Origin of the sequence: Alkalihalobacillus bogoriensis ATCC BAA-922, assembly GCF_000621445.1 — a bacterium.
GTDB classification, from domain to species: domain Bacteria; phylum Bacillota; class Bacilli; order Bacillales; family Bacillaceae_F; genus Bacillus_AO; species Bacillus_AO bogoriense.
This window is the reverse complement of the sequence record NZ_JHYI01000043.1, coordinates 1-21,177: the sequence shown is the minus strand read 5'-3', so window position 1 is coordinate 21,177 and position 21,177 is coordinate 1. Positions and strand designations below refer to the sequence as shown.

Sequence of the window (21,177 nt, the reverse complement as noted above, 5' to 3'; positions counted from 1 at the left end):
AATTATAGCATATTCTTTAAAATCTACTAGGTAGAATGTGAGATTTGGTTTTATTTACATTCTGTTATAATGCTTATGAATCGAAAAATTCACATATGAAAAATATGGTAACAACCTACAATACATTATATAATTTACCCAACTTGACCACTTATTTATATTACATTTCTAGCAACCCAATAAAAAGTGTGAATAGGAGATGAAAGTAATGACGATTAAAATCATTGAAAGAGAAGCTTCGCATATCATAGGAATGCAGCTAGAAACTTTATTACAAGATACGAGAGAACAACAGATTATTCTCAACTCCAACAATCCTTTAATAAAAGAGTAAATGAGGTTCATGGTGCAATTGGCCTTCCTATTACTTATGGCATTTTCATTGACCCTCCCAACTACAACCCTGACACAGACCCATTTATATGGATCGCTGGTGTAGAAACTAGTACTGATGTTGAACCACCAGCCGGTATGATTTCATATGATCTCCCTAAAGCAACTTATGCTGTTTTAGAATATCAAGGAGACATCGATAAAGCTGGTGAAGCTTATGATAGATTATATAAATGGATTCATGAATCAGAATATGAACAAGCAGGTACTTATGGGTTTGAAATGTATTCGAAAATACACTCTCCTTTAGAACGAAGAGTGGCGGATTTTTTGTTGCATTTCCCCGTGAAGCTTACATCTTTTTAACGTTACATAGCTACAATTCCAAAGACTCTTTTCTAGATAGTAATAAACCCTTTGTTCATATGAACAAAGGGTTTTCGTAGTTATGCCGTCGCTTCTTCCTTCGGCTTTTTCTGCTTCACGAGAGCTTTCTCCTCCCACTTTCTTCCTCTCCATCTAGCCCATAACAAAATACCACGAACCCATTCATCTGCAATAAAAGCGGCCCATATTCCTATTAGACCCCAGCCAAAATGAATCCCTAATAAATAATATAATGGAACACTAAAGAGCCAAATGACGAGAACAGAAACCATCATCATAAAGCGGGCATCACCAGCGGCCTGCAATGTTGCTCCGTATACGAGATTTAAACATCTTCCAGGCTCTAATAAAAAACCTAAGATTAATAACAATGCCCCCATTTGAATAATGGCCGGGTCTTCAGTAAAGATACCGAGCAATGGTTCTCTTATCAAGACAATGACTAGAGTCATCAGTAACGCTAAGACGATACTCAAACGAACATTGCGCCTGCCGACTTTGAACGCTTCGTCCATCTTGCCAGCCCCAATTAAATGCCCGGTAATAATTTGTGAACCTCTTCCTAGCGAGATACCTAGGATCATAATAAAGAAGAGTAGGTTTAACGTATAGATTCTAGTCGCTAACATTTGCGTGCCTAATAAAGTAATAAATGAAGTTGTAACAATTTGACTTAAAGAATACGAGATAATTGTCATCGATGATGGGATGCCAATGCCTAGCACTTTTTTCAACCGTTCTTTTTGAATTTCAATCATGTCATTCCAAGTAATTTTTAATTTGACTCGGTAGTAAAGCACTAATGCAAACGTAATAAACGCGATCCCTTGACTAACTGCTGTGGAAATCGCTACACCTGTCACTCCCCATTGTGGGAATCCAAGTGCACCATAGATAAAAAGGTAATTACCGATAATGTTAATAATGTTCATCCCACCACTAACAAACATCGTTTCTTTCGTAAACCCGTATGTCTGGATAATAACAGACATTGTAATGCTCATTGCTTGAAAAACTAAAGCTCCCCCAACAATAATGAGAAAGATTCGTGCTTCTGCTAAAAGGTGTGGTTCTAATTGAAATATACTTAAAAACTGTTTGCTAAATACAATTAATATCGTCGCAACAAATAAACCAAAAAAGAAATTAAGTAAAATGCCATTTCCTACATATTTATTAATCTCATCATATTTCTTCGCCCCTAAATATTGAGCCACAATCACTGATGTACCTGTAGCTACAAATTGGAATAAAAAAAACATGAACATAATGACTTGGTTTGCGACACCGACTGAGGCCACCGCTTCATCTGAAACTTGACTTAACATAAACGTATCTGCTGTTCTTAACGACATATGCAACAATGATTCAATGAAAATCGGCCACGTTACGGCAATTAGCGATAGTTTTTTCACTTGTGATGTAGACATATTGACTCCTTCGCTGACGATTAGAATATGACTGCTTATCTTATCTTTATTGATTAACATTTTTATTAATCTATTAATAAATAAAGATAGTATGCTTATTTTACTAAACTAGCAAATAAATTGAAAGAGGTAACCATGTCTTTTATCATAATGGACATTTATTCCGCTATTTTATGAAATATGCCCCTTTTTACATTTCTTGCGGACATCTATTCCGCTATTCTACGATAAAACCATCGAAGACACTCTGTTTTTTTAATATAACGGAATAGATGTCCGATAGCTTTTAAAAAAGGGTATTTTTGACTAAAATAGCGGAACAAATGTCCGTAAGAAAAACTCTTCAAGGCAACATACCTCCCCAGCTTAGTAGCATGGGGAGGTTCTTTTACTTTCTTTTTGCTAAACGGATTACATTCCATGAAGCTTTCCCTAAGTTTGCTTCAACAATTCCATTCGTAAGAGTCGAAACACCGTTAGAATGCGGCTGTACAGCTTGTGATGTGGCTGTATTCACTGCCTTCAAATCTTCATTTTCTAATACTATATGTTCAATAATATCATACCCTTCAAAACTTCGCACATCAGCTGAAAGCTCGACGGATTCTTTTAAGTGACGGTTAACAGCAAATATTGTCACTTCTTCTTTTTCTTCATTATATACAGAAGCCGAATCGATGTATGGCACATCCGTGAAGTCTTTACTGTCGTATTTCGGTGAAGAAACAACCGGTTGAAGGGCTACTCCACGACCATAAGCTGAGACATGGGCATATGGATAGAAAATCGTTTGTTTCCACGCCTTTCCGCCATTTTCTGTCATAATCGGTGCAATGACATTTACTAGCTGTGCCATGCATGCGATTTTTACTCTGTCTGAGTTACGTAGAAACGTCATTAACATCGAACCAACTAATAAGGCGTCCTCAAAATTATAAACATCCTCTAATTGAGGAGGAGCTATGGACCATGGCTCAATTTCTTTATCTTTTTGATTCGAGTGGTACCACACATTCCATTCATCAAAGCTTAAGTTAATTGTTTTTTTACTACGTTTTTTCGCTTTAATATAATCACATGTAGAAGTAATCGTTTTAATAAAATGTTCCATATCCATTGACTTTGCTAAATAATTCGCAGTGTCATTGTTTCGGTTTCCATAATATTGGTGAAGAGAAATATAATCTATCGCTTCATACGTATGTTCTAATGTCGTTGCTTCATATTGTGGGAAGGTTGGCATACCTGTATTCGAGCTTCCGCATGCCACGAGTTCAATCGTCGGGTCGACAAGTCTCATGGCTTTCGCTGTCTCTAATGCGAGTCTTCCATATTCTTCAGCTGTTTTATGGCCGATTTGCCAAGGACCGTCCATCTCATTCCCTAAGCACCATGTTTTAATATTATGTGGTTTCTCATAGCCATGCTTTTTACGAAGGTCACTATAATACGTCCCACCTGGATGGTTACAATATTCAATAAAGTTTCTTGCTGCATCAATGCCGCGTGTTCCTAAGTTTACTGCCATCATTACTTCAGAGTTTACTAGATTTGCCCAATCCACAAATTCGTTTGTTCCGATTTCATTTGTCTCAATCGTGCGCCAAGCTAATTCTAACCGTCTTGGACGCTCTACTTTCGGTCCCACTCCATCTTCCCAATTATAAGCCGATACCATGTTCCCACCAGGATACCGAATTATCGGTACGTTTAATTCTTTCACGAGCTCTATGACATCTTTTCGAAATCCATTTTCGTCTGCCTCTGGATGGTCTGGTTCATAGACACCACCATAAACTGCTCTCCCTAAATGCTCAATAAAAGAGCCGTAAATACGATCATCAATTTCGGATACACGAAAATCTTTATCTACAACCATTTTGGCTTTTTCTAATGAAGACAAATGTATACACCTCGTTTTCAAACGTCTATTAGTTTTTTACTAGTTTCCCATCAGGAACAGGTACTCCAAAGTTTGGCATCCCATTATCATCCCATGTAAACACTTGTGCCCGAGTATGACGGTTTGGGTCATACAAAGGATCGCCTTCTATTTCTTTATAGTTTCTTGCATGATAAACGATAACATCCTGTGTTCCATCTTCAGACACAGTGAAACTATTATGACCAGGACCATACTGACCAGTTTCTTCATTTGTCTTAAACACAGGCTCAGGGTGTTTCACCCATGATTTTGGATCTAATAAATCGCTTGTATCTTCTGCTGTTAATATCCCCATGCAATAATTAAAATCTGTTGCGCTTGCTGAAAATGTGATAAAAATCTTTCCATTTCGTTTCAATACGGCTGGACCTTCGTTTACTAAGAATCCTATTTTTTCCCACTCATACTCTGGTGTTGTAATCATGACTGGTTCTCCTTTAATCGTCCACGGATTTTCCATTTCAGCAATATATAAATTAGAATTTCCTACGATATCAGGATCTTTTTGAGGCCATACTAAATAATGGACGCCATAATGTTCAAAGTGAGTCGCATCTAGTGCAAACGACTCCCACTTTGTTTTAATTTGACCTTTTTCAATCCAGTTTCCTTCTAATGGATTTTCTGACTCATTCTCAAGCACAAACATTCGATGGTCAAATAAGCCATCATTCGTTTCGGTTGTTCTAGCTGCTGCGAAGTAGATATACCACTTGCCTTCGATATAATGGATTTCAGGTGCCCAAATATTTGCGCTTAAAGGTCCAATTTCATATTTTCTCCATACAACAACAGCTTCCGCTTCAGCAAGACCTTGAATTGTTTTTGACCTTCTTACTTCTATTCGGTCATACTCAGGAACAGAAGCTGTAAAATAATAAAAATCATCAGTATGCTTATATACCCACGGATCGGCTCTCTGTTCAATAATTGGATTTACATAGTCTTGTTGCTTTTCCATCCTACCACCCCTATTAATCTTATATATATTAATTATTAATGAAACTATTAACCATTCCATCAAAAAAATATTAGGGACACCCTGTGAGCATCCCCGCTCATTCCATTACAAGCTTAAGCCGCTGTTACCTCTTTCGTTTTTGCTAGTCTTATTGCTTTATTTTTTGCTAAATAAATGACAAACGCGATTAAAAAGATGGCAAATCCGATAAAGTCCATAGAAGCTAATTGTACAAGCCCCCATACCGCAATCCAAATCACGACTTTGCTTTGAATCTCATTATCTTTTATTTTAACTGCGACTAAAAAGGTAATAATGGCCCCAACAAATATGAATAAACCAAACATTAAAATGACTTGGAGTATATTGTTAATCATCTGTGAGCCTGCTATCGCTGTATTCATATCGACATTTTCAAGCCTTTGTGCCCCTTCGCGATTGAACCAAGAATAATAACTGAATATCGTGATTAACGATGTGACTAAATTCCAGACTGAACCGGCTATTAATAATTTCCTCTCTAATCCCCTACTCACAATCATGACAATCACCCTTTATTTGCTTTCAATAGTTTTGATTTATTCATTTCATTAGTTATCCTTTAATACCAGAGTTTAAGTTAATCGCTGAGATAAAGTATTTTTGGGCAAAGAAGAACAGTAATAAAGTTGGAATGATCGCCAAGACGGCAGAACCCATTAATTGTCCGATCATTCGATAGTTGCCATACACATCTTGCAACAATAGTAACCCAGCTGTTACTGGCATTTTTTGAACGTCAGTATACACAATAACTGGCCATAAGAAGTCATTCCATGATCCAACAAACGAGAACAAACCACACACGATTAAGATTGGTTTTATAAGTGGTAACACAATTCGAAAGAATATCGTGAAATCACTAGCTCCATCAACTCTCGCAGACTCATCTAATTCCATTGGAACTCCCTTCATAAATTGCCTCACTAAGAAGATGTTCGCCATACCTGCTAGTCCAGGAACAATCATAGCCCACGGTGTATTAACCCATCCTAGGATATCAATTATTTTATATGACGGAATTAAGTTAACAACGTTAGGGAAAAACGAGATTGCTAGTAGTGTAAAAAATAATGCATCTCTTCCTTTAAATTTCATCCGCGTATAGCCATATCCAGTAATCGAAATAACCGCAATGACCAATAATGTATGTGTCGTTGCAATGAAAACTGAGTTCCAAATCCATTGCATAATTGGTGCTGATGACGTATTATGCAAAATCGCAACATAGTTATCCACTATCCAGTTCACTGGTAACAACCGGAATCCTTCATTTACTACTTCTGTCTGTGACCGAAATGATGTGGAAATCCCAAATATAACAGGGATAACCCAAATTGCACTTACGATAATCAAAAATAAATATGATAAGTATTTAGAAACTTTTATGTTCTTAAACATTTGCTTCCCTTCCCTTCCTCGTTTTGACTTAAGCAGTATTACGACTCATTAAATAATATTGAATAGCAGAGATAACTAAAATAACCAAACCGAGCAATACTGCCATAGCTGATGCAATACCTGCAATTGATTCACCGTGACTAAATGCTAAATCACGAATATACATCATCAAAACGGTTGTACTTTCTCTCGGTCCACCACTAGTCATCATTAAAGGTTGAGCAAATACATTAAAAGCACCAGCTGTCGTCATAACGAGTGTATAAATTAACGGGAAACGAATAGATGGTAATGTAATACTAAAAAATTTACGAACTGGACCAGCACCATCAATTTCTGCTGATTCATATAAGTCCTTCGACACTCCGTTAATAGAGGCTCGATAAATAATCATATTTCCCCCAATACCAGCCCAAATGGTAATTACAATTATCGTAATCCAAGCGTATGGCTGAGTAGAAGTCCAAACGGGCTCAGAACCAAACACATTACTTACAACACCTAATTGTTTATTGAAAATTAACGACCAAATGAGCGCAGCCGCTGAAATTGAAATTAACCCTGGGATATATACTAGGGTTTGAAATAAATTTTTCAATTTCACTTCTTTATGTTCTAAAGAAACAGCAATCAATAAAGGAATTACGATCATTAATGGAACAGTAAAAAGAACAAAATATAATGTGTTTTTCATCCCATTAAAAAATTGATGATAAAACGTTGAATCTTCGTTAAACAATATTGTTCTATAATTGTCTAATCCTACCCACATTGGTTCACTAACTAAGTTCCACCTTGTGAATGATGCATAAATCCCAAATATCGTTGGGATTAAAATAAAGACAATAAACAAAATTAAATGGGGACCGATAAAGAAAACAGGTGCTAAGTTCATTTTCTTATTCATTGCGTATTCAAACTCCTTTTGTTAAAAGTAATGTGCCACAAAAGAATGGCACATTACTTCTAGTTTTCTTTAATTCTCCTCTTCCTCGGCTACCACGTTTTCTAAGTCCAGCGCTCCTTCAGAAACTTTATCTTCTACAAACCGCTGCATTTCTTGTAGTCCTGTATCAATATCTAATTCTCCATGAACCATATCCGCTGCATAATTGTCTAGTGCTTCAGCAATATACGGATAGTGTCTGTATGTGTAGATGTATAAAGAATCAGTTTGTTTTTCACTAGACGTAAAGAATGATTGTAAGTAGTTACTATATTCTGGACTTTCAATAACATCAACACTTGCTACAATTTGGCCGGCTTCTGCCCACTCTATTGAATTTTGGCGGATAAATTCAAGGAATTCACCAATGCCTTGTTCTTTTTCTTCCGTTCTCTCATCACTAGTTAATAAAGCAAATAAATGGGATGAAGCTCTGTTATGGAATGTATCCGGTTCAAATGCATACACATTGGTTACCCCAAAATTTAAGCTTTCTACTTGCGAGTGTCCTAGTGAACTCCATGTTCCGTCCGTTGAGAATAATACATTTCCAGATTGGAACATCAAGTATCCATCTTCACCATAAGGAGTCATTAAACCAGCATCTTTCAACTCTTTAATTGCTTCTATTGCTTGTTTCATTTCAGGTGTATTTACAGCAGGGTCCCCATTTTCATCTTGAATATCGCCACCAAGGTTTTGAATTTGAGCAAAAATAACCCAGCTTATTAATGCATCATTAAGGACATAGTCCCCTTCCTCTAATTGACCTTGTAATGACAACATTTCATCAAACGTAACAACATCGTCATCTAAGAAATGTTCAACCCCATATTTAGCAAGTAAATCTTTATTGTAATACATCGCACTACCATGAATATCTAATGGAATCGTGTACTGTGTACCATTTATATTTCCTGAATCCCAAGCTTCCACTATATAGTTCTCTTCTTTTAATTCTGGTTGTTGAGCCATAATGTCAGTCATCGGCTCTAATAACCCTTGATCAACGAAATTAGGAACACGGTCCGCATGAATAATCGATAAGTCTGGAATACCTCGACCAGAGTTTAATACTGTGTACATTTTTGTGTACATATCCGACGTAATAACATGATTGACTGGATATTCAGGGTCTGTCGCATTGTACTCTGCGACAAGAGCATCCATGTTTGCACCATCATCTCCTGTTAACGGCGTCCAAAACTCAATTGTATTTTTATTTCCACCGCACCCGACTAATAGGATAGAAGAAAATGCAACTGCCAATAACGCTTTCAATCCTTTTCTCATAATGAATCCCCCTCTTATTTAGTTCACTAGTTCTAAAATTAATTAATAAAAACATTAATTATTAGGTGAAAATGTGTCCTTCCATCACCTCCTAATCAGAATCATATCTTCATGAATATGATGGCGCATCTATTAATCTCGTGATGCTAAGTCTTTTATATATTCAGGTGACACAGCCCCTTCATAAATCCGTAATTCATCCATTAGACCATGATAAGGATTATCCCACCAGTTCACACCTAAACTAAAATTGCCTTGTTTATTTGTAAAGATATTAGGAAAATTCGTTCCACTAAACTGCTCTTCACCGTTTACATACACTTTTACCGTTCCTTCATCGACAGTAAAAGCGAGATGAGACCATTCATTTCTAGGAATGGTACTGCCTATCGGGGCATCAAACCATCTTGCACTTCCTGACCAAAGCATCGTTTGATTCCCAGCAGGTCCTGATGGAAGTAAACTAATCCAGTTATTACTGTCTCTTGCTCCAAAAAACGTTGTCGTAAACGTTGTTATCTGTTCAGGTTTTAACCATAACGATACAGAGTACGTGTTACTTGAAATGAGTCCATCAGGTAGACGCACACCGGAACTCCCGTTAAATACGGCCGCTTCACCAAAAACACCATCCGTATAACTAATCGTTCCCCCTGTATTATTGATTCGGTCACCAGTTACAGTACCCGCAACAAAGTGGCCTGTTTTATCCTCTAAATTACCATCAAATGAATACTGAGCGACTAAACCAGCTTCTTGATACGCAAGAACGGTAATATCAAACGTTTTCTTTTTCGTTAAACCCGCTCTCGAAATTGTAGCCGTTAGTGTGGCACTTATATTTTCCTCTCCCGCTGCCGGTCGAGAAATCACACCTGTATTTGTAACGACATCCGGATTTGATGTTTCCCAAGCAATTTTTGTATGGCGAGTTCCTTCCGTAGGTAACGTTAAGTTAGAAACTACATTTTCGATATCACCTAAGTCCAAATCATTGGCGACATCTTCAATGATTTCTTTATTTGTACGATTTGGTAGTTTACTTCCCCATACCGCTACTCCATTATTTGACATAGCGGTAAAGGTCATGACTATGTTTTCGGATGTTGGATCATACTGTCGAACAAACACCCCGTCATATGTTTCCCCATCAATCGTTAACTCTGCTCGGTTATGACCTGTTTTCTTCCATGTTCCTTTTACATCTCCTGAAATCTTGTTGTTTTTATCCAAAGAAATGTAAACTGAATTTTCCAGTGAAGAAGTAATTTCTTTTCCGTGATTAATAAAAGAATACTCTCCGATAACATCTTGTCGATTCACTTTTTTCAAAGTTTCACCTGTATAGCGGTAAGGAGCAACAACCGGCCAGCCATCTTTATTCATAAACATTTGGTGCACACGTACCTCATGCATTTCTCCTCGTTCAGGAAAACGGGTGTGGAAAACTAGGAATCTTTCGCCTGTATCAGGATCTGTGTACACTGAATTATGTCCTGGAGAAAGATAGCCATAACCATTGCCCGTTCCTTGGTCCCCTACTTTTCGTTCAAACAAGAAATTTCCCATCAATTTGTTTCCGAATTGTCCATGACTGTAATCATCGACCTTATTTCGGACTGTCCCATCATCTAAAGAATCTGGGAAGACAGCGGTTGCACCAGCAGCATCAACATATGGTCCATCTGGACTTTTCGAGCGGTATACTCTCATTTGATATCCACCACTTGCACTTAACCCACCATATGTCACATAAAGGTAATAATAATCTGTTTCTTTGTCATATAAAGCATATGGACCTTCGACTGAATATCCGTACCCTCCGGCAATTTTTGTACCAAAGTACCTGTCTATCATTCTACCGTCCTCGGTTGTCCCATCTTCACCTGGATATATAGGTTGCCCAGTCGCAGGGTCCACTTCAAGAATAAAAATTCCTCCTGCCCATGAACCGTACGTCATCCAGAGCTTTCCATCTTCATCAAAAAATAAATTTGCATCAATTGAATTCGTAAAATGGCGATAATTATATCCACCATTACTCGTAAACCAATTCGGATTTACATCTTCAATAATGCCTTCCTCAATCAATTTTGGAAGATTCGTATTTTCCCAATGCTTGTTCACCGTACTATTGTTATCATATGCCTCGCGATTAAAGAACCCCGAATACATAATCGTATCTACGTATTCAAATATGCCATCGATTGTTTTTGAAACTGCAAATCCAATTGCTGAACGAATATAAGTTGATGAAGCGCTGTAATACATCATGTAAGCACCTTTTGTTCCATCCTCATTTACATAATGTTCGTTCCAAATAATTTCAGGTGCCCAGACGGCAAATCCACCTCTGCTATCACCATCATTTTCCCCTGCCCACTTAAACGTTTCAGATAAATTTTCAGATAAGTCACCATAGATTGTATTTCCTGGTGTCGTATACCCATTTGTATAATTGGTCCAATTGATTAAATCTGGTGATTTGGCACCATCAATATGAGAGCCAATAACATAAAACATATCGTCTACTTTGATAATTGACGGGTCGTGAACCGATGCATTTTCAAACTCAATTGGGTCCTGATGATATTCTTGGTGTGGTTTATTACCTTTGCTATTTGCACTAGCTCCTTGATTTTGCTCCCCTTTTGCATGAATTGAAAGCGGTAACATTAATAAGAATATTAATGCAATTATTGTACTTTTTCGTAATACTGTTTTCCCCATTATAAAACCCCCTTCGTATTTTTATTTCCTCTTATTTTTATCTCGAGTATAATCGTAATATTTTTATTAATAATGTTATTTATATGTTAAGGATACTAGAATATTCATATCATTCACATGAGCCTATTTTCTTGATTTAATCAATTACAACTCATTCATTTCTTGTGTAAAAGCCATTAATCTAGTTATTAAAAGCTATCTAATGTTACATTTTTTACATAAAAAGGAATAATGGTGATTTAAATTGCACATTATTATCTTAATTAACATTTTGATGGTTTTTTACTTTCTTTATAAATTGATAAAAAAAGCCTATCCATTTAAAAAACCGTTAAAAAACCTTAAAAAAACCAACGATATCAGACGTTGGTTTTAGGTCTCTTTCCTGTATTCTCTTTCAACACATCTATGCTTTTTCAACCTTATTAATCATTGCCATACTAATGTCTTTATTATTTCTAATAATATTAAGTAATTGTTCAGCCATAAACTCCGCGCTATATTTAAAATCGGTTCGCACCCACTCAATAATCATCCCGACAATAGCATACGCATGATAGCTTGCCAATAAATGACTATCAATCTGTTCATATTCGAGGTGATTAATAAAATCATTCAATAGAAGGCCTTTTATTTCTTGCCCTAATATGTTTTGAAAGCCGAAAAATAGATTAGATTTCACGATAAGGGTATAAAAAGAGGCGTGTTTCTCAACATGTTCAAAGATTTTTACCGCCTTTGACGTTAAAAACCTAATATCTACTTTTTCTAAATCTTTGTATGGATCTCGAAAAGACTCAATTAAGTCTTTCGTAATATCTGTAATCATTTCATCTAATAATTCCTCTTTGTACACGTAATGTTTATAAAACGTCCCCCGATTCACATCTGCCTCTTTCACAATTTCTGTTATTGAAATATGTTTAAATTCTTTTTCCTGCATTAAAGAGAGCAGAGCTTCTTTCATCGCCATTTTAGATTTTACGATTCTTCTATCGATAGTCCTATGATTTTTCTCCATTCGTTCTCCTCCTCATTAACATTAATGAACAAACGAAACGTAAATTGTTCATTAGTCAACATTTTCTTCACATTTTGCTGATTGAAAGCGCTTCTTACTCTAACTATACTTTAAATAAGGCAAAAAAATGAACATTTGTTTATTATCATTACCGAATTGAAATCTTGTAATCGATGTAATCATAAAGGAGGAAATAGAAAAATGAAAGTAATGGACAAAGTTATTGTAGTAACTGGTGCTGGTGGTGGTATCGGACGTGAGCTTGTTTTAAACCTGCTTGCAAAAGGAGCGAGTGTCGCTGCGGTTGATCTTAACAATGAAGCGCTCGAAGAAACGGTCAAAGCCGCTGGGGAGAAAGGGACAAAAGTATCAACCCATGTTCTAAATCTTACAGAACGAGAAGCCGTTGAAGCTCTGCCAGAACAAGTGATTGCACATCATGGTAAAGTGGACGGCATTATTAACAATGCCGGAATCATTCAACCGTTTATTCCTGTTAGTGACCTTGACTACGATAAAATCAAACTCGTTATGGACATTAATTTTTACGGGACACTTTATATGGTAAAGTCTTTTTTACCCCATTTACAAAAACGACCTGTCGCACATATTACAAACGTTTCAAGTATGGGTGGATTTGTCCCTGTTCCAGGACAATCGATTTATGGTGCATCTAAAGCCGCAGTTAAGCTATTAACAGAAGGGTTACATTCCGAGCTTAAAGATACAAATGTTAAAGTAACCGTCGTTTTCCCTGGTGGTGTTAGTACAAACATTATGCAAAACTCAAATGTTGAACGCTCAAGAAAACCAGCAGATGAAAACCAAAAACATCAACTACTAACAGCTCCAGAAGCGGCAGAGATTATTGTTGATGGAATGGAAAAAGATGAATACCGCGTTCTTGCTGGAAAAGATGTTAAATTACTAGATAAAATTTATCGGTTAAGTCCTAAAAGAGCAGCAAAGATTATTGCTGAAAAATTAAAAAACTAAATGTGTATTAGGAAGATAAACTTTGAGTGTTAGTGCTCAGTTTATCTTTTTTTATTTGGAAAGTAATGTTAAAATTAATGTAAAAATATTCCTATCATTAGGAGGAGTGGAGGAGAATTACTTGAAGAAATTATATTGGTCCATGTTTTTCATCCTGTTGATACTCACAGGATGTAGCCAACAGCACAAAGCTTTAGAAACGTCGATTTATTCGATTGTAGAAGATCAAAATAGTGAGGAAGTCGAAGTCCAATCACTAACTGATTTTGAATGGGACAAGGCCTTTTTGTTTCAACCTTATACATCAAATGATGGGATAATTGAAACATTAGGGGTTGATTTCAAAGATCCTAGTAATATTGAAATGAGAGAAGATATTTATTTATTAGTGTTTCTGCATGAGAATAATGTTGTTCATTATGTTGAAATTGATCGTCAAAGATGCAGCTTTTCGCTAGGTGAAAATGAGTATATCACACCAACTGATGATTTGATTTTTATCGAAAGACATTAAAATCCAACGTGTTTGCACAGTTTGCAAATCCATTCGGACATCAGTTCCGTTATTCCCGCAAAAATGACCTTGATTCAAAAAGTTTCGGACATGTGTTCCGCTATTTTGCCTTTTACGCTACTTTTGATGCTCGATCTTGGCAAATAGCGGATCAGATGTCCGTTAGAACGGAGAAAACATCGTTTTTTGTAACTATAGCGGAACGTATGTCCGTTACGGTTTGACTTGTGATTGTTTTACCCTTTCCTCTTAGTGGTGTCCATGATGGCTGGATTCCGTTTCCCCGCTCTCCTCTTCCAATGATGCTAATTCTTCTTCGGATACGTCACCAATAAGGAGTTGTTTAGTAGGCATTACATGCATTCCTCTAGCGGTAACATGGGTTTGAACATAATAAATTCCATCTTGTTCAAAGGTATGGGATATTTGATATACTCCTTCCCCTTGATGGATGCCTGTTATCATCTCACCATCGTCACGATGATCGTGTTTCCAAATTTCAAATTCTACTTCCTGTGCATCCTCCACATCATCTTCGCCTTGCGTCACTTTCACTTGAAGGGTCACTTCATCATTTACAGCGATTTCTTCTTGAATAAGAATATCGACATTAACGACTTCTAGTACATCATGTGCTTTCGGCTCCGCTTCGTTCATCTCACATCCGGCTAGTAATAACATCCCTAGTATTGCAGCTATCGTTTGTTTATATTTCATTTTTTTCTCTCCTTTTCTTTTCACTTATTCATACCATTCTCTTAACCGATTTATTTTTGAAAATAGAAAGCGGTCGAGAATAAGAACGACGATAATTGAAATGCCAACTAAAGGCATAAGTAGCCCAAATCCTAACATCATAGCAAGGACAACTCTTGATTGTTTTTTAGTTTTCGGTTTAGGTGGAGCACCTAGTTTCCCACCAGGCTTTCGCTTTCTCCACATTATAAATGAACTAATAATTAACCCTACCATTCCTACACAGGTGATTAAGCCTAGTATTTGATTAGGTAGTCCGAACAATCTTCCTTCATGTAACGCAATTCCCATCGTAATTGCTTTAGCCATAATGCCGTAATCTTGAAAACGTACATCTGTTATTACAGCTCCACTGTATTGGTCGATATGTAATGTCGCATTATCTCCAGGTCTTGAGTGTGACGTCGCGATCGTGTATACTCCCGTCTCTCCTTGAGGGAGTGAAATCGTATAAGGTTTTTGTACGTTTTGTGCTTTTGCAATATAATTCACATCTTCCAATGACAATGAAACATATGTGCCAGAATTAGATACAGGTACTGCTAAGTTTTCTGTTGCCCATGGGACATCGTCGGCTACATCTTTTGTTTTAACTACGGAATCAGGTTTCTCTCGAAAGCTTAAGGCAAAAGGAGGATAGCCTGTATTTGTAGCGGTAGAGAACTTATTAATTTGTTCCCCCATGACCCCTGACCATGGTAAGCCAGTTATAATTAAAATTAGTATAAATGCTGATAACCAAAACGCAGGGACGACGTGCAGGTCGCGCCATAACGTACGTCCTCTTTTATTTAAGCGAGGTAAAATTGTCCCCCATATTGATTTCTTTTCCCTTGGCCACCATATATAAAGTCCGGTCACTAAAAGAATAATCGCCCAGCATGCCGCTAATTCTACAAGACGATTCGCCCATGTACCCCCAACGAAAAGTTCACTATGGATTCTTTTAAAGATTTCTGTGAACTTCTTTTCTGTTTGCAAACTCCCTGTGATGTCACCCGTGTAAGGATTAACAAAAACAGACATGGATTCTCCGTGATTCATAATCGAAAACTCTGTCGTACGTGGTTCTTCATAATAACGAATCGATCGGATAATGGCTTCAGGATATTCATGGTTTACATTGTGTAATTGCTTGGAAGGAGATACCGATGTTTCTGCGTCCGTTGCGTAAAATAAATCTTGATAAAGTATATTTTCGATTTGAGGCTTAAAAAGATACACCCCTCCACTAATTGCTAAAATGATAAGGAATGGGGCAAAAATAATACCGGCGTAAAAGTGCCACCTCCACACAGCTCGGTAAAGAGAAAAGTCTTTTTTATTCTGCTCGTTTATCGCTTTATCTGGCTGTTGCTTTTTCAACAATTCCATCGTGCTTTCTCCTCTTTCTTTCATTTAATGAAAACTACTTTGCCAAGTATAAAAAGAGATTGTGAAATGATGGTGAAATTCTATAAAAAAAAAGAAAGATTGAAGGCTTTTATTCCTTCAATCTTTCTTTTTTGATTCAATTGTTCTTATTTTTATTATCGCCGTTGTCCCTTTGCCAACTTCAGAGGAAAGTTCAAATTCCCCTTCATGTTTTTTTATAATTTCTGTTACAATCGCTAACCCTAAGCCAGTGCCTCCTGCATTCCGTGTTCGAGCTTTATTCACACGGTAAAACCGTTGCTTCACAGCGGATAAGTCGTTAGTCGGAATTCCTATACCATAGTCTGTAATCAGCAGTTCACTCCAGCCATTTTTTCTCGTTAAAGTTATCGTAATTTCTGTATGCGGAGCACTATAGCGAATGGCATTATCTAATAAATTTCTAATCGCTTGCTCTAAGCGGTCACTATCACCATATATAATTGTTTCCTCATCAATCCTTTGAACTATCCGAATGTTTTTTTGTGTAGCCACAACCTCAAACGAGTCTAATACATCGTTCACAACTTGTGAAAATACTATTGGCTCACACCGTAATGGATAAGAATCTCCTTCTAGTTGAGCTAAATCAAGAAGATCATTGACTAGACGCTCAAGCCGATTTGATTCTTTTTGGATAATGGCTAGTCCTTTTTTTGAGTCTATCATTCCTTCTTCCATTGCTTCAGCATACCCTTTCATATAGCTTAATGGCGTCCGTAATTCATGGGATACATTAGCTAGAAACTCGCGCCTGTTTTCTTCTACCTTTTCGAGTGAGGTCGATAGAATGTTAAACGACTGGGCCAACTGTCCTAATTCATCTCTACGCTCCACATTCATTCGTTTCGAAAAATCCCCATCTGCTAGAAAAGTCGATATTTTTTTCATACTTAACAAGGGGTTGACTACATCATTGACGATTCTATTTCCTAGAACAATAATAATGACTAAAATAAAAGCCAATACGACAAATAACATAACCCGTATTTCCATAAACGGTTCATATACATCAGCTAACGGCATGGAAAGTAGAATAGCACCAGATAATTGTTCACCTTGAAATAAAGGAATCGCCACGCCGAGTATATCTTGTTGAAAGAGGGGATGAGAACGGACCATCACAACAGTCTCACCCTCTAATAGTAATTGTCTTTCATCAAATGTAATCATATTTTCTTCTGAAAAAGGTTCAAATGGTACCCCACTCCCAAGTTGCATCGGATCATCAGAAAAAAAGACATGAATCGCTTTATTTTGTTCTGTCCAATGTAACCGGGTAAAAAACGATTCTTCTACACCATATTCCAAATAAGATTCAGCTAAGCTCTCTCCTTCTGTCAAAAGTAATTCTTTTTGTTTCTCAACATAGAGTGCATCATATAAAAAATAAATGAGAAAAATAGCTCCTAGCGTAACAGTCACGATTACGCCAGAAAGTGCAATCCAAACTTTTTTCTTGATTGACCAATGCTTCATGAATCAGCCTCAAACTTATACCCTACACCCCACACCGTTTTAATAAAACGTTCCGCAGATTGTAGTTTCAACCGTAACGTCTTAATATGAGTATCAACCGTTCGCAATGTCCCCATATGAGCATCCATCCCCCATATTCGATCGTGTAAATGGTCTCTCGAAAACACTTGTCCATGGTGTTCAAGTAAAAATAATAATAAATCATACTCTTTTCTTGTTACATTAATCTGTTCTCGATGAACATAAATGATTCTGCCACTTTTATCGATTTCCAACTCATGGTATCTTACTATGTTTTTCGTTGTTTGAATGCCTTGAGCTCGCCGCAATACAGCTTCGATTCGAGCTAATAGCTCCCTTGGACTAAACGGCTTCACTATATAATCATCTGCTCCAAGTTTTAATCCTTTAATTTTATCTTCTTCTCCACTTCTTGCCGTAAGCATCACAATCGGAACTTGCGAAATCTCTCTTATTTTTTCACAAACCGTAAAGCCATCCATCAACTCCATCATGACATCTAACACGACAACATCGACGAACTGAGATTCTACAATTTCAATCGCATCATGACCACTTTGGGCCGTGACAATGTCATAATCCTTTTCTAAAAAGGAAGTGACCAAATCAAGTAATTCGACTTCATCATCCACAACTAAAATGCGCTTCGTTTTGATCATCCTTTATTCCTCCAACAGCAAGATAGCATAAGGTCCAGCTGAAACTGGAACATCCTCTATCCGTTCAAATGCTTCTTTATTGATAATTGAAATTGAATCCCCGTCAAGATTTGACACATACAATAATTCGCTATTCCCTGTAATAAAGTTAGGATTTAGTCCAACCTCAAGTGACGCTCGAACTTCTTTTTTCTTTTTCTCCACTTTATAGACATGATGATTCCCATGACAGAGCACATAAAAATAGGGGGCGTCTTTCACACCAAAAAAATCAATCGGCATTAAACCGACCTCAATCTCACCGACAACATTTCCTGTTTTGGGATCATATCCATAAATTTTTTTATTTAACTGTCCAAATGGACCATGCCCTCCAACCCAAATAATTTCTCCATCAAAATACATCCCTGACGGACGTTCTAAAACGGGAATTGTCTGGAACACCGTTTCCAACTTTAAATCGGTAACTGTGACAACATTTTCTTCTGCACTAAGTACAAATAATTTCTCGTTTCCAAACTCCAAATCAGTTGGAAATGTTCCAACCTCCATACTTTGAACAAGCTTCTCATGATTCATATCAATCAGATGAACTAGATTGTTTGAGATGTCTGTTACATACAATGATTTTGAAGAAAAGTCATACTCAAGCGCTGTTAACCCTTTGTTCATTTTTAAAAATGGGGTCACTTTTCCTTTTCCGATATCATAAAGCAAAAGCGAGCTTTCACTTTGACTTGTCGCAACCACTTTCTCGTCACCAATATCAAGCATTTCTGTTATTGGAAAATGACTATTTTCTGCTAACAGAACTTCACCTTGTTCCGAGTCTAGAAATGTCATTGTTTCTTCTTTAACATGAGCAACCATAATGAGTGGTTCGTTTGTATCTGGGGTTTCAAAATTGGTTGTATGACATCCAACCAAAAATAAAATGATCCCTAGCAAAAATGCTTGTAAGCAACATCGTTTCATTTTTTTCTCCTTTTCTCGGACGAATTGCATTGATTTTACCTTGAGAATGTGAAATTCTTTTGAAGTTTTTACGCGGTTTTGTCCATCTCCTTCTATTTTAGCTGTTTTTGCCTTCCTATTTCAAAATAGCTGTAGCCTATAAGACTAGAAAAAGAGTACAACCCCTCATTAAAGGATTGCACTCTTTTTCCTAGCTTGTTTCCAGAATAATACACCTACCAAAAGTAAACCGAAAGGAATGAACCAAACGAACTTCATCCATTCATGATTATAGCCTAAAAAATATGAAACCAGTGGAAGTGAAGTGACCGAGCTAACTAACATCAACAACGATGATTTTCTCGCTAAACCGAAAGCTGCTGTACAAAGGGACACCGCCACTACGATATAACCAAGAAATACAAAAGAACTACTAGCCATTTCCATCTCTCCTTTTTATAATTTCGCTAAATTGTTTATAACGTTCAATAACATAAATCTAACACCTTTTCTCTCATAAGAAAAATCGTTAAATGTCCCGATTACATAAGCTTTTAGCTTAGGGTGATAAAACATATAAGCTCCCGTTGCACCAGCATGACCCCACACTGAAAATTTTTTCGGCATAAGGAGGGGAACGGGTTTAAATTGCATGATGCCATATCCGTAATCAATGCCTAATCCGTATTTGACTTTGTCCTTCATCATTATTTCTAATGTCTCTTTTTTTATTAGCTGATAGGAAGTTAGAGCTTTCATAAAGAGTAACAAGTCTTCACCAGTTGAGACAACGCCGCCTCCTGCATAATCGATACCGCCATAGCCTTCGTGGTCAGCAAGATTCGTTTTCTCGCAATAAAATGGTGCGACTTTTTTTGTGTTTTTGTTTACCGGTTGTGAGTATTGGAGCATTGAGGACTGTTGCATAGCAAGAGGTTTGAAAATATAGTGATTGAGTACTTCGTGAAAAGGAAGATTTGTTATTTTTTCAATTATAAGTCCTAATAGATGATAGTTCGTATCTGTATAGAGAAAATTCGTCCCAGGGCCGGAGTGTGGTGGTGTATGCTGTTTCGTCCATGTAATCGCCTCTTCTGGACTTATTTTATAGTTAGGATCGTCTAACACTTTTTCTAGTAACGGCCGGAAATTATCGGACAATCCAGATGTATGGTTTAATAAGTGTTTGATCTTGATTTCGTTTGTATAGTTTATTCCTTTGTACACGTGAAGGTCGTTAACGAGAGCCTCATCCAAATAATCAGTTAATGGGTCTTCAAATGATAATTCCTTTTGTTCATATAACATACTCGTGATGACGGATGTGAAGATTTTTCCTACACTGGCCATATAAACCGGTTGGTTGGGGTCTTCTAATCCTTCGTTTACATTGAGGTGGATATTATGCGTGTCTGAATGAACGAGTAAACATGCACTTTTGATGTTTTCGTCTTTTTGCACTTGTTTTCGGAATGATTTTTCCATTGTGTTGACTATCTTTTCCTTTTGTTCTGTTTTCATCATGATTCCTCCTGCTCCTGTTCGGACATTTATTCCGTTTATACGAAAATTCTCCCCGGAAAAAAGCAAAAAAAGGCCCACCACTCTTATAAAAAACAGTTGGATAAAAATGGAATATTATTATACTGCAGTTTCTATTAGATCGATTTCATATCCCAAATTCTTTAACTGTTTAACTAGATGGTTAACGGCCTTTTCTTTGTTCTCTTGCTCGTAGTAGTTTCCTTGTTCACTGTATGGTGTGCGGTCACGTAAAATGGCATACACAATTCGGATAAGAAGATGAGCCGTGGCTACTACAGCTTTCTTTTCTCCTCTTCGTTTTCGAATCCTTCGGAAATGACCGCCTATGCGATTATTACTTTTGGAATTAGCCCA

At 37.0% G+C, this 21,177-nt stretch carries 20 protein-coding genes and 1 pseudogene; 4 read left to right on the top strand and 17 right to left on the bottom strand.

The genetic code is table 11. The features are described from left to right. The first annotated feature begins 208 nt into the window (after nt 1-208). Together T323_RS29785 and T323_RS26885 are read left to right on the top strand one after the other, a co-directional pair. Nucleotides 209-334, top strand: coding sequence for a hypothetical protein (locus T323_RS29785; protein ID WP_373279339.1), 126 nt, complete (start codon nt 209-211; stop codon nt 332-334). A 17-nt stretch (nt 335-351) separates the two neighbouring features. Further along, nucleotides 352-699: a GyrI-like domain-containing protein gene (locus T323_RS26885; protein WP_505579019.1), complete on the top strand. Its 348-nt coding sequence runs from the start codon at nt 352-354 to the stop codon at nt 697-699. 80 nt (nt 700-779) lie between these two features. Here T323_RS26885 and T323_RS0115135 read toward each other — a convergent pair whose 3' ends face one another. The 9 genes from T323_RS0115135 to T323_RS0115095 all read right to left on the bottom strand — a co-directional run bounded on the left by T323_RS0115135 (nt 780) and on the right by T323_RS0115095 (nt 12,486). Continuing rightward, the gene (locus tag T323_RS0115135) at nt 780-2,150 is read right to left on the bottom strand and encodes an MATE family efflux transporter (RefSeq protein ID WP_026674032.1); all 1,371 of its coding nucleotides are present in this window, start codon (nt 2,148-2,150) and stop codon (nt 780-782) included. 388 nt (nt 2,151-2,538) lie between these two features. Next, entirely contained in the window at nt 2,539-4,029 is a 1,491-nt protein-coding gene (gene arfA / locus T323_RS0115130) for an arabinosylfuranosidase ArfA (RefSeq protein ID WP_084309299.1), read from the bottom strand. Nucleotides 4,030-4,081: 52 nt separating this feature from the next. Next, nucleotides 4,082-5,056: a glycoside hydrolase family 43 protein gene (locus T323_RS0115125; RefSeq protein WP_026674030.1), complete on the bottom strand. Its 975-nt coding sequence runs from the start codon at nt 5,054-5,056 to the stop codon at nt 4,082-4,084. A gap of 113 nt (nt 5,057-5,169) precedes the next feature. After that, the gene (locus T323_RS0115120) at nt 5,170-5,598 is read right to left on the bottom strand and encodes a hypothetical protein (RefSeq protein ID WP_084309297.1); all 429 of its coding nucleotides are present in this window, start codon (nt 5,596-5,598) and stop codon (nt 5,170-5,172) included. A gap of 52 nt (nt 5,599-5,650) precedes the next feature. Then, nucleotides 5,651-6,496, bottom strand: a complete 846-nt coding sequence (locus tag T323_RS0115115) for a carbohydrate ABC transporter permease (RefSeq protein WP_026674028.1) — start codon at nt 6,494-6,496, stop codon at nt 5,651-5,653. Nucleotides 6,497-6,524: 28 nt separating this feature from the next. Continuing rightward, complete coding sequence (locus tag T323_RS0115110) at nt 6,525-7,403, bottom strand: carbohydrate ABC transporter permease (protein ID WP_026674027.1); 879 nt, start codon at nt 7,401-7,403, stop codon at nt 6,525-6,527. Between the two features lie 69 nt (nt 7,404-7,472). Next, entirely contained in the window at nt 7,473-8,735 is a 1,263-nt protein-coding gene (locus T323_RS26880) for an extracellular solute-binding protein (RefSeq protein WP_180320848.1), read from the bottom strand. Between the two features lie 132 nt (nt 8,736-8,867). Next, a complete protein-coding gene (locus T323_RS0115100) occupies nt 8,868-11,465 on the bottom strand; it encodes a LamG-like jellyroll fold domain-containing protein (protein WP_026674026.1) in 2,598 nt (865 codons plus the stop codon). A gap of 406 nt (nt 11,466-11,871) precedes the next feature. Beyond that, nucleotides 11,872-12,486 (bottom strand): TetR/AcrR family transcriptional regulator, encoded by a 615-nt coding sequence (locus T323_RS0115095; RefSeq protein WP_026674025.1) that lies wholly within the window; start codon nt 12,484-12,486, stop codon nt 11,872-11,874. A 201-nt stretch (nt 12,487-12,687) separates the two neighbouring features. On the opposite strand from T323_RS0115095, the gene T323_RS0115090 reads away from it, so the two are divergent. Together T323_RS0115090 and T323_RS0115085 are read left to right on the top strand one after the other, a co-directional pair. After that, nucleotides 12,688-13,482 carry an SDR family NAD(P)-dependent oxidoreductase gene (locus T323_RS0115090; protein WP_026674024.1) on the top strand — a complete coding sequence of 265 codons (795 nt, stop codon included), beginning with the start codon at nt 12,688-12,690 and terminating at the stop codon, nt 13,480-13,482. Nucleotides 13,483-13,603: 121 nt separating this feature from the next. Beyond that, nucleotides 13,604-13,996 (top strand): hypothetical protein, encoded by a 393-nt coding sequence (locus T323_RS0115085; RefSeq protein WP_026674023.1) that lies wholly within the window; start codon nt 13,604-13,606, stop codon nt 13,994-13,996. A 249-nt stretch (nt 13,997-14,245) separates the two neighbouring features. On the opposite strand, the gene T323_RS0115080 is transcribed toward T323_RS0115085, so the two are convergent. The 8 genes and pseudogenes from T323_RS0115080 to T323_RS29210 all read right to left on the bottom strand — a co-directional run. Continuing rightward, entirely contained in the window at nt 14,246-14,713 is a 468-nt protein-coding gene (locus T323_RS0115080; protein ID WP_026674022.1) for a FixH family protein, read from the bottom strand. Nucleotides 14,714-14,737: 24 nt separating this feature from the next. Beyond that, the gene (locus T323_RS0115075) at nt 14,738-16,126 is read right to left on the bottom strand and encodes a PepSY-associated TM helix domain-containing protein (protein ID WP_026674021.1); all 1,389 of its coding nucleotides are present in this window, start codon (nt 16,124-16,126) and stop codon (nt 14,738-14,740) included. Nucleotides 16,127-16,243: 117 nt separating this feature from the next. Then, nucleotides 16,244-17,644: a sensor histidine kinase gene (locus T323_RS0115070; protein ID WP_026674020.1), complete on the bottom strand. Its 1,401-nt coding sequence runs from the start codon at nt 17,642-17,644 to the stop codon at nt 16,244-16,246. After that, nucleotides 17,641-18,324, bottom strand: a complete 684-nt coding sequence (locus T323_RS0115065) for a response regulator transcription factor (RefSeq protein WP_026674019.1) — start codon at nt 18,322-18,324, stop codon at nt 17,641-17,643. Before T323_RS0115065 ends, T323_RS0115070 begins: the two co-directional genes overlap by 4 nt. Nucleotides 18,325-18,327: 3 nt before the next feature. Next, nucleotides 18,328-19,299, bottom strand: a complete 972-nt coding sequence (locus tag T323_RS0115060) for a YncE family protein (RefSeq protein WP_026674018.1) — start codon at nt 19,297-19,299, stop codon at nt 18,328-18,330. 168 nt (nt 19,300-19,467) lie between these two features. After that, nucleotides 19,468-19,719: a hypothetical protein gene (locus T323_RS0115055; RefSeq protein ID WP_026674017.1), complete on the bottom strand. Its 252-nt coding sequence runs from the start codon at nt 19,717-19,719 to the stop codon at nt 19,468-19,470. 15 nt (nt 19,720-19,734) lie between these two features. Then, on the bottom strand, nt 19,735-20,799 hold the full coding sequence (locus tag T323_RS0115050; protein ID WP_026674016.1) for a serine hydrolase domain-containing protein: 1,065 nt from the start codon (nt 20,797-20,799) through the stop codon (nt 19,735-19,737). Nucleotides 20,800-20,919: 120 nt separating this feature from the next. Continuing rightward, nucleotides 20,920-21,177, bottom strand: a pseudogene (locus T323_RS29210) (IS110 family transposase); the annotation flags it as partial.

What these genes read in the sequence shown, in the direction of transcription:
- T323_RS0115090 (WP_026674024.1), top strand. Translation starts at nt 12,688, where the DNA reads ATGAAAGTAATGGACAAAGTTATTGTAGTAACTGGTGCTGGTGGTGGT.
- T323_RS0115055 (WP_026674017.1), bottom strand. Translation starts at nt 19,719, where the DNA reads ATGGCTAGTAGTTCTTTTGTATTTCTTGGTTATATCGTAGTGGCGGTG.
- T323_RS0115075 (WP_026674021.1), bottom strand. Translation starts at nt 16,126, where the DNA reads ATGGAATTGTTGAAAAAGCAACAGCCAGATAAAGCGATAAACGAGCAG.
- T323_RS29785 (WP_373279339.1), top strand. Translation starts at nt 209, where the DNA reads ATGACGATTAAAATCATTGAAAGAGAAGCTTCGCATATCATAGGAATG.
- T323_RS0115115 (WP_026674028.1), bottom strand. Translation starts at nt 6,496, where the DNA reads ATGTTTAAGAACATAAAAGTTTCTAAATACTTATCATATTTATTTTTG.
- T323_RS0115100 (WP_026674026.1), bottom strand. Translation starts at nt 11,465, where the DNA reads ATGGGGAAAACAGTATTACGAAAAAGTACAATAATTGCATTAATATTC.
- T323_RS0115050 (WP_026674016.1), bottom strand. Translation starts at nt 20,799, where the DNA reads ATGAAAACAGAACAAAAGGAAAAGATAGTCAACACAATGGAAAAATCA.
- T323_RS0115080 (WP_026674022.1), bottom strand. Translation starts at nt 14,713, where the DNA reads ATGAAATATAAACAAACGATAGCTGCAATACTAGGGATGTTATTACTA.
- T323_RS0115110 (WP_026674027.1), bottom strand. Translation starts at nt 7,403, where the DNA reads ATGAATAAGAAAATGAACTTAGCACCTGTTTTCTTTATCGGTCCCCAT.
- T323_RS0115095 (WP_026674025.1), bottom strand. Translation starts at nt 12,486, where the DNA reads ATGGAGAAAAATCATAGGACTATCGATAGAAGAATCGTAAAATCTAAA.
- T323_RS0115135 (WP_026674032.1), bottom strand. Translation starts at nt 2,150, where the DNA reads ATGTCTACATCACAAGTGAAAAAACTATCGCTAATTGCCGTAACGTGG.
- T323_RS0115120 (WP_084309297.1), bottom strand. Translation starts at nt 5,598, where the DNA reads ATGATTGTGAGTAGGGGATTAGAGAGGAAATTATTAATAGCCGGTTCA.
- arfA (WP_084309299.1), bottom strand. Translation starts at nt 4,029, where the DNA reads ATGGTTGTAGATAAAGATTTTCGTGTATCCGAAATTGATGATCGTATT.
- T323_RS0115125 (WP_026674030.1), bottom strand. Translation starts at nt 5,056, where the DNA reads ATGGAAAAGCAACAAGACTATGTAAATCCAATTATTGAACAGAGAGCC.
- T323_RS0115065 (WP_026674019.1), bottom strand. Translation starts at nt 18,324, where the DNA reads ATGATCAAAACGAAGCGCATTTTAGTTGTGGATGATGAAGTCGAATTA.
- T323_RS0115070 (WP_026674020.1), bottom strand. Translation starts at nt 17,644, where the DNA reads ATGAAGCATTGGTCAATCAAGAAAAAAGTTTGGATTGCACTTTCTGGC.
- T323_RS0115060 (WP_026674018.1), bottom strand. Translation starts at nt 19,299, where the DNA reads ATGAAACGATGTTGCTTACAAGCATTTTTGCTAGGGATCATTTTATTT.
- T323_RS26880 (WP_180320848.1), bottom strand. Translation starts at nt 8,735, where the DNA reads ATGAGAAAAGGATTGAAAGCGTTATTGGCAGTTGCATTTTCTTCTATC.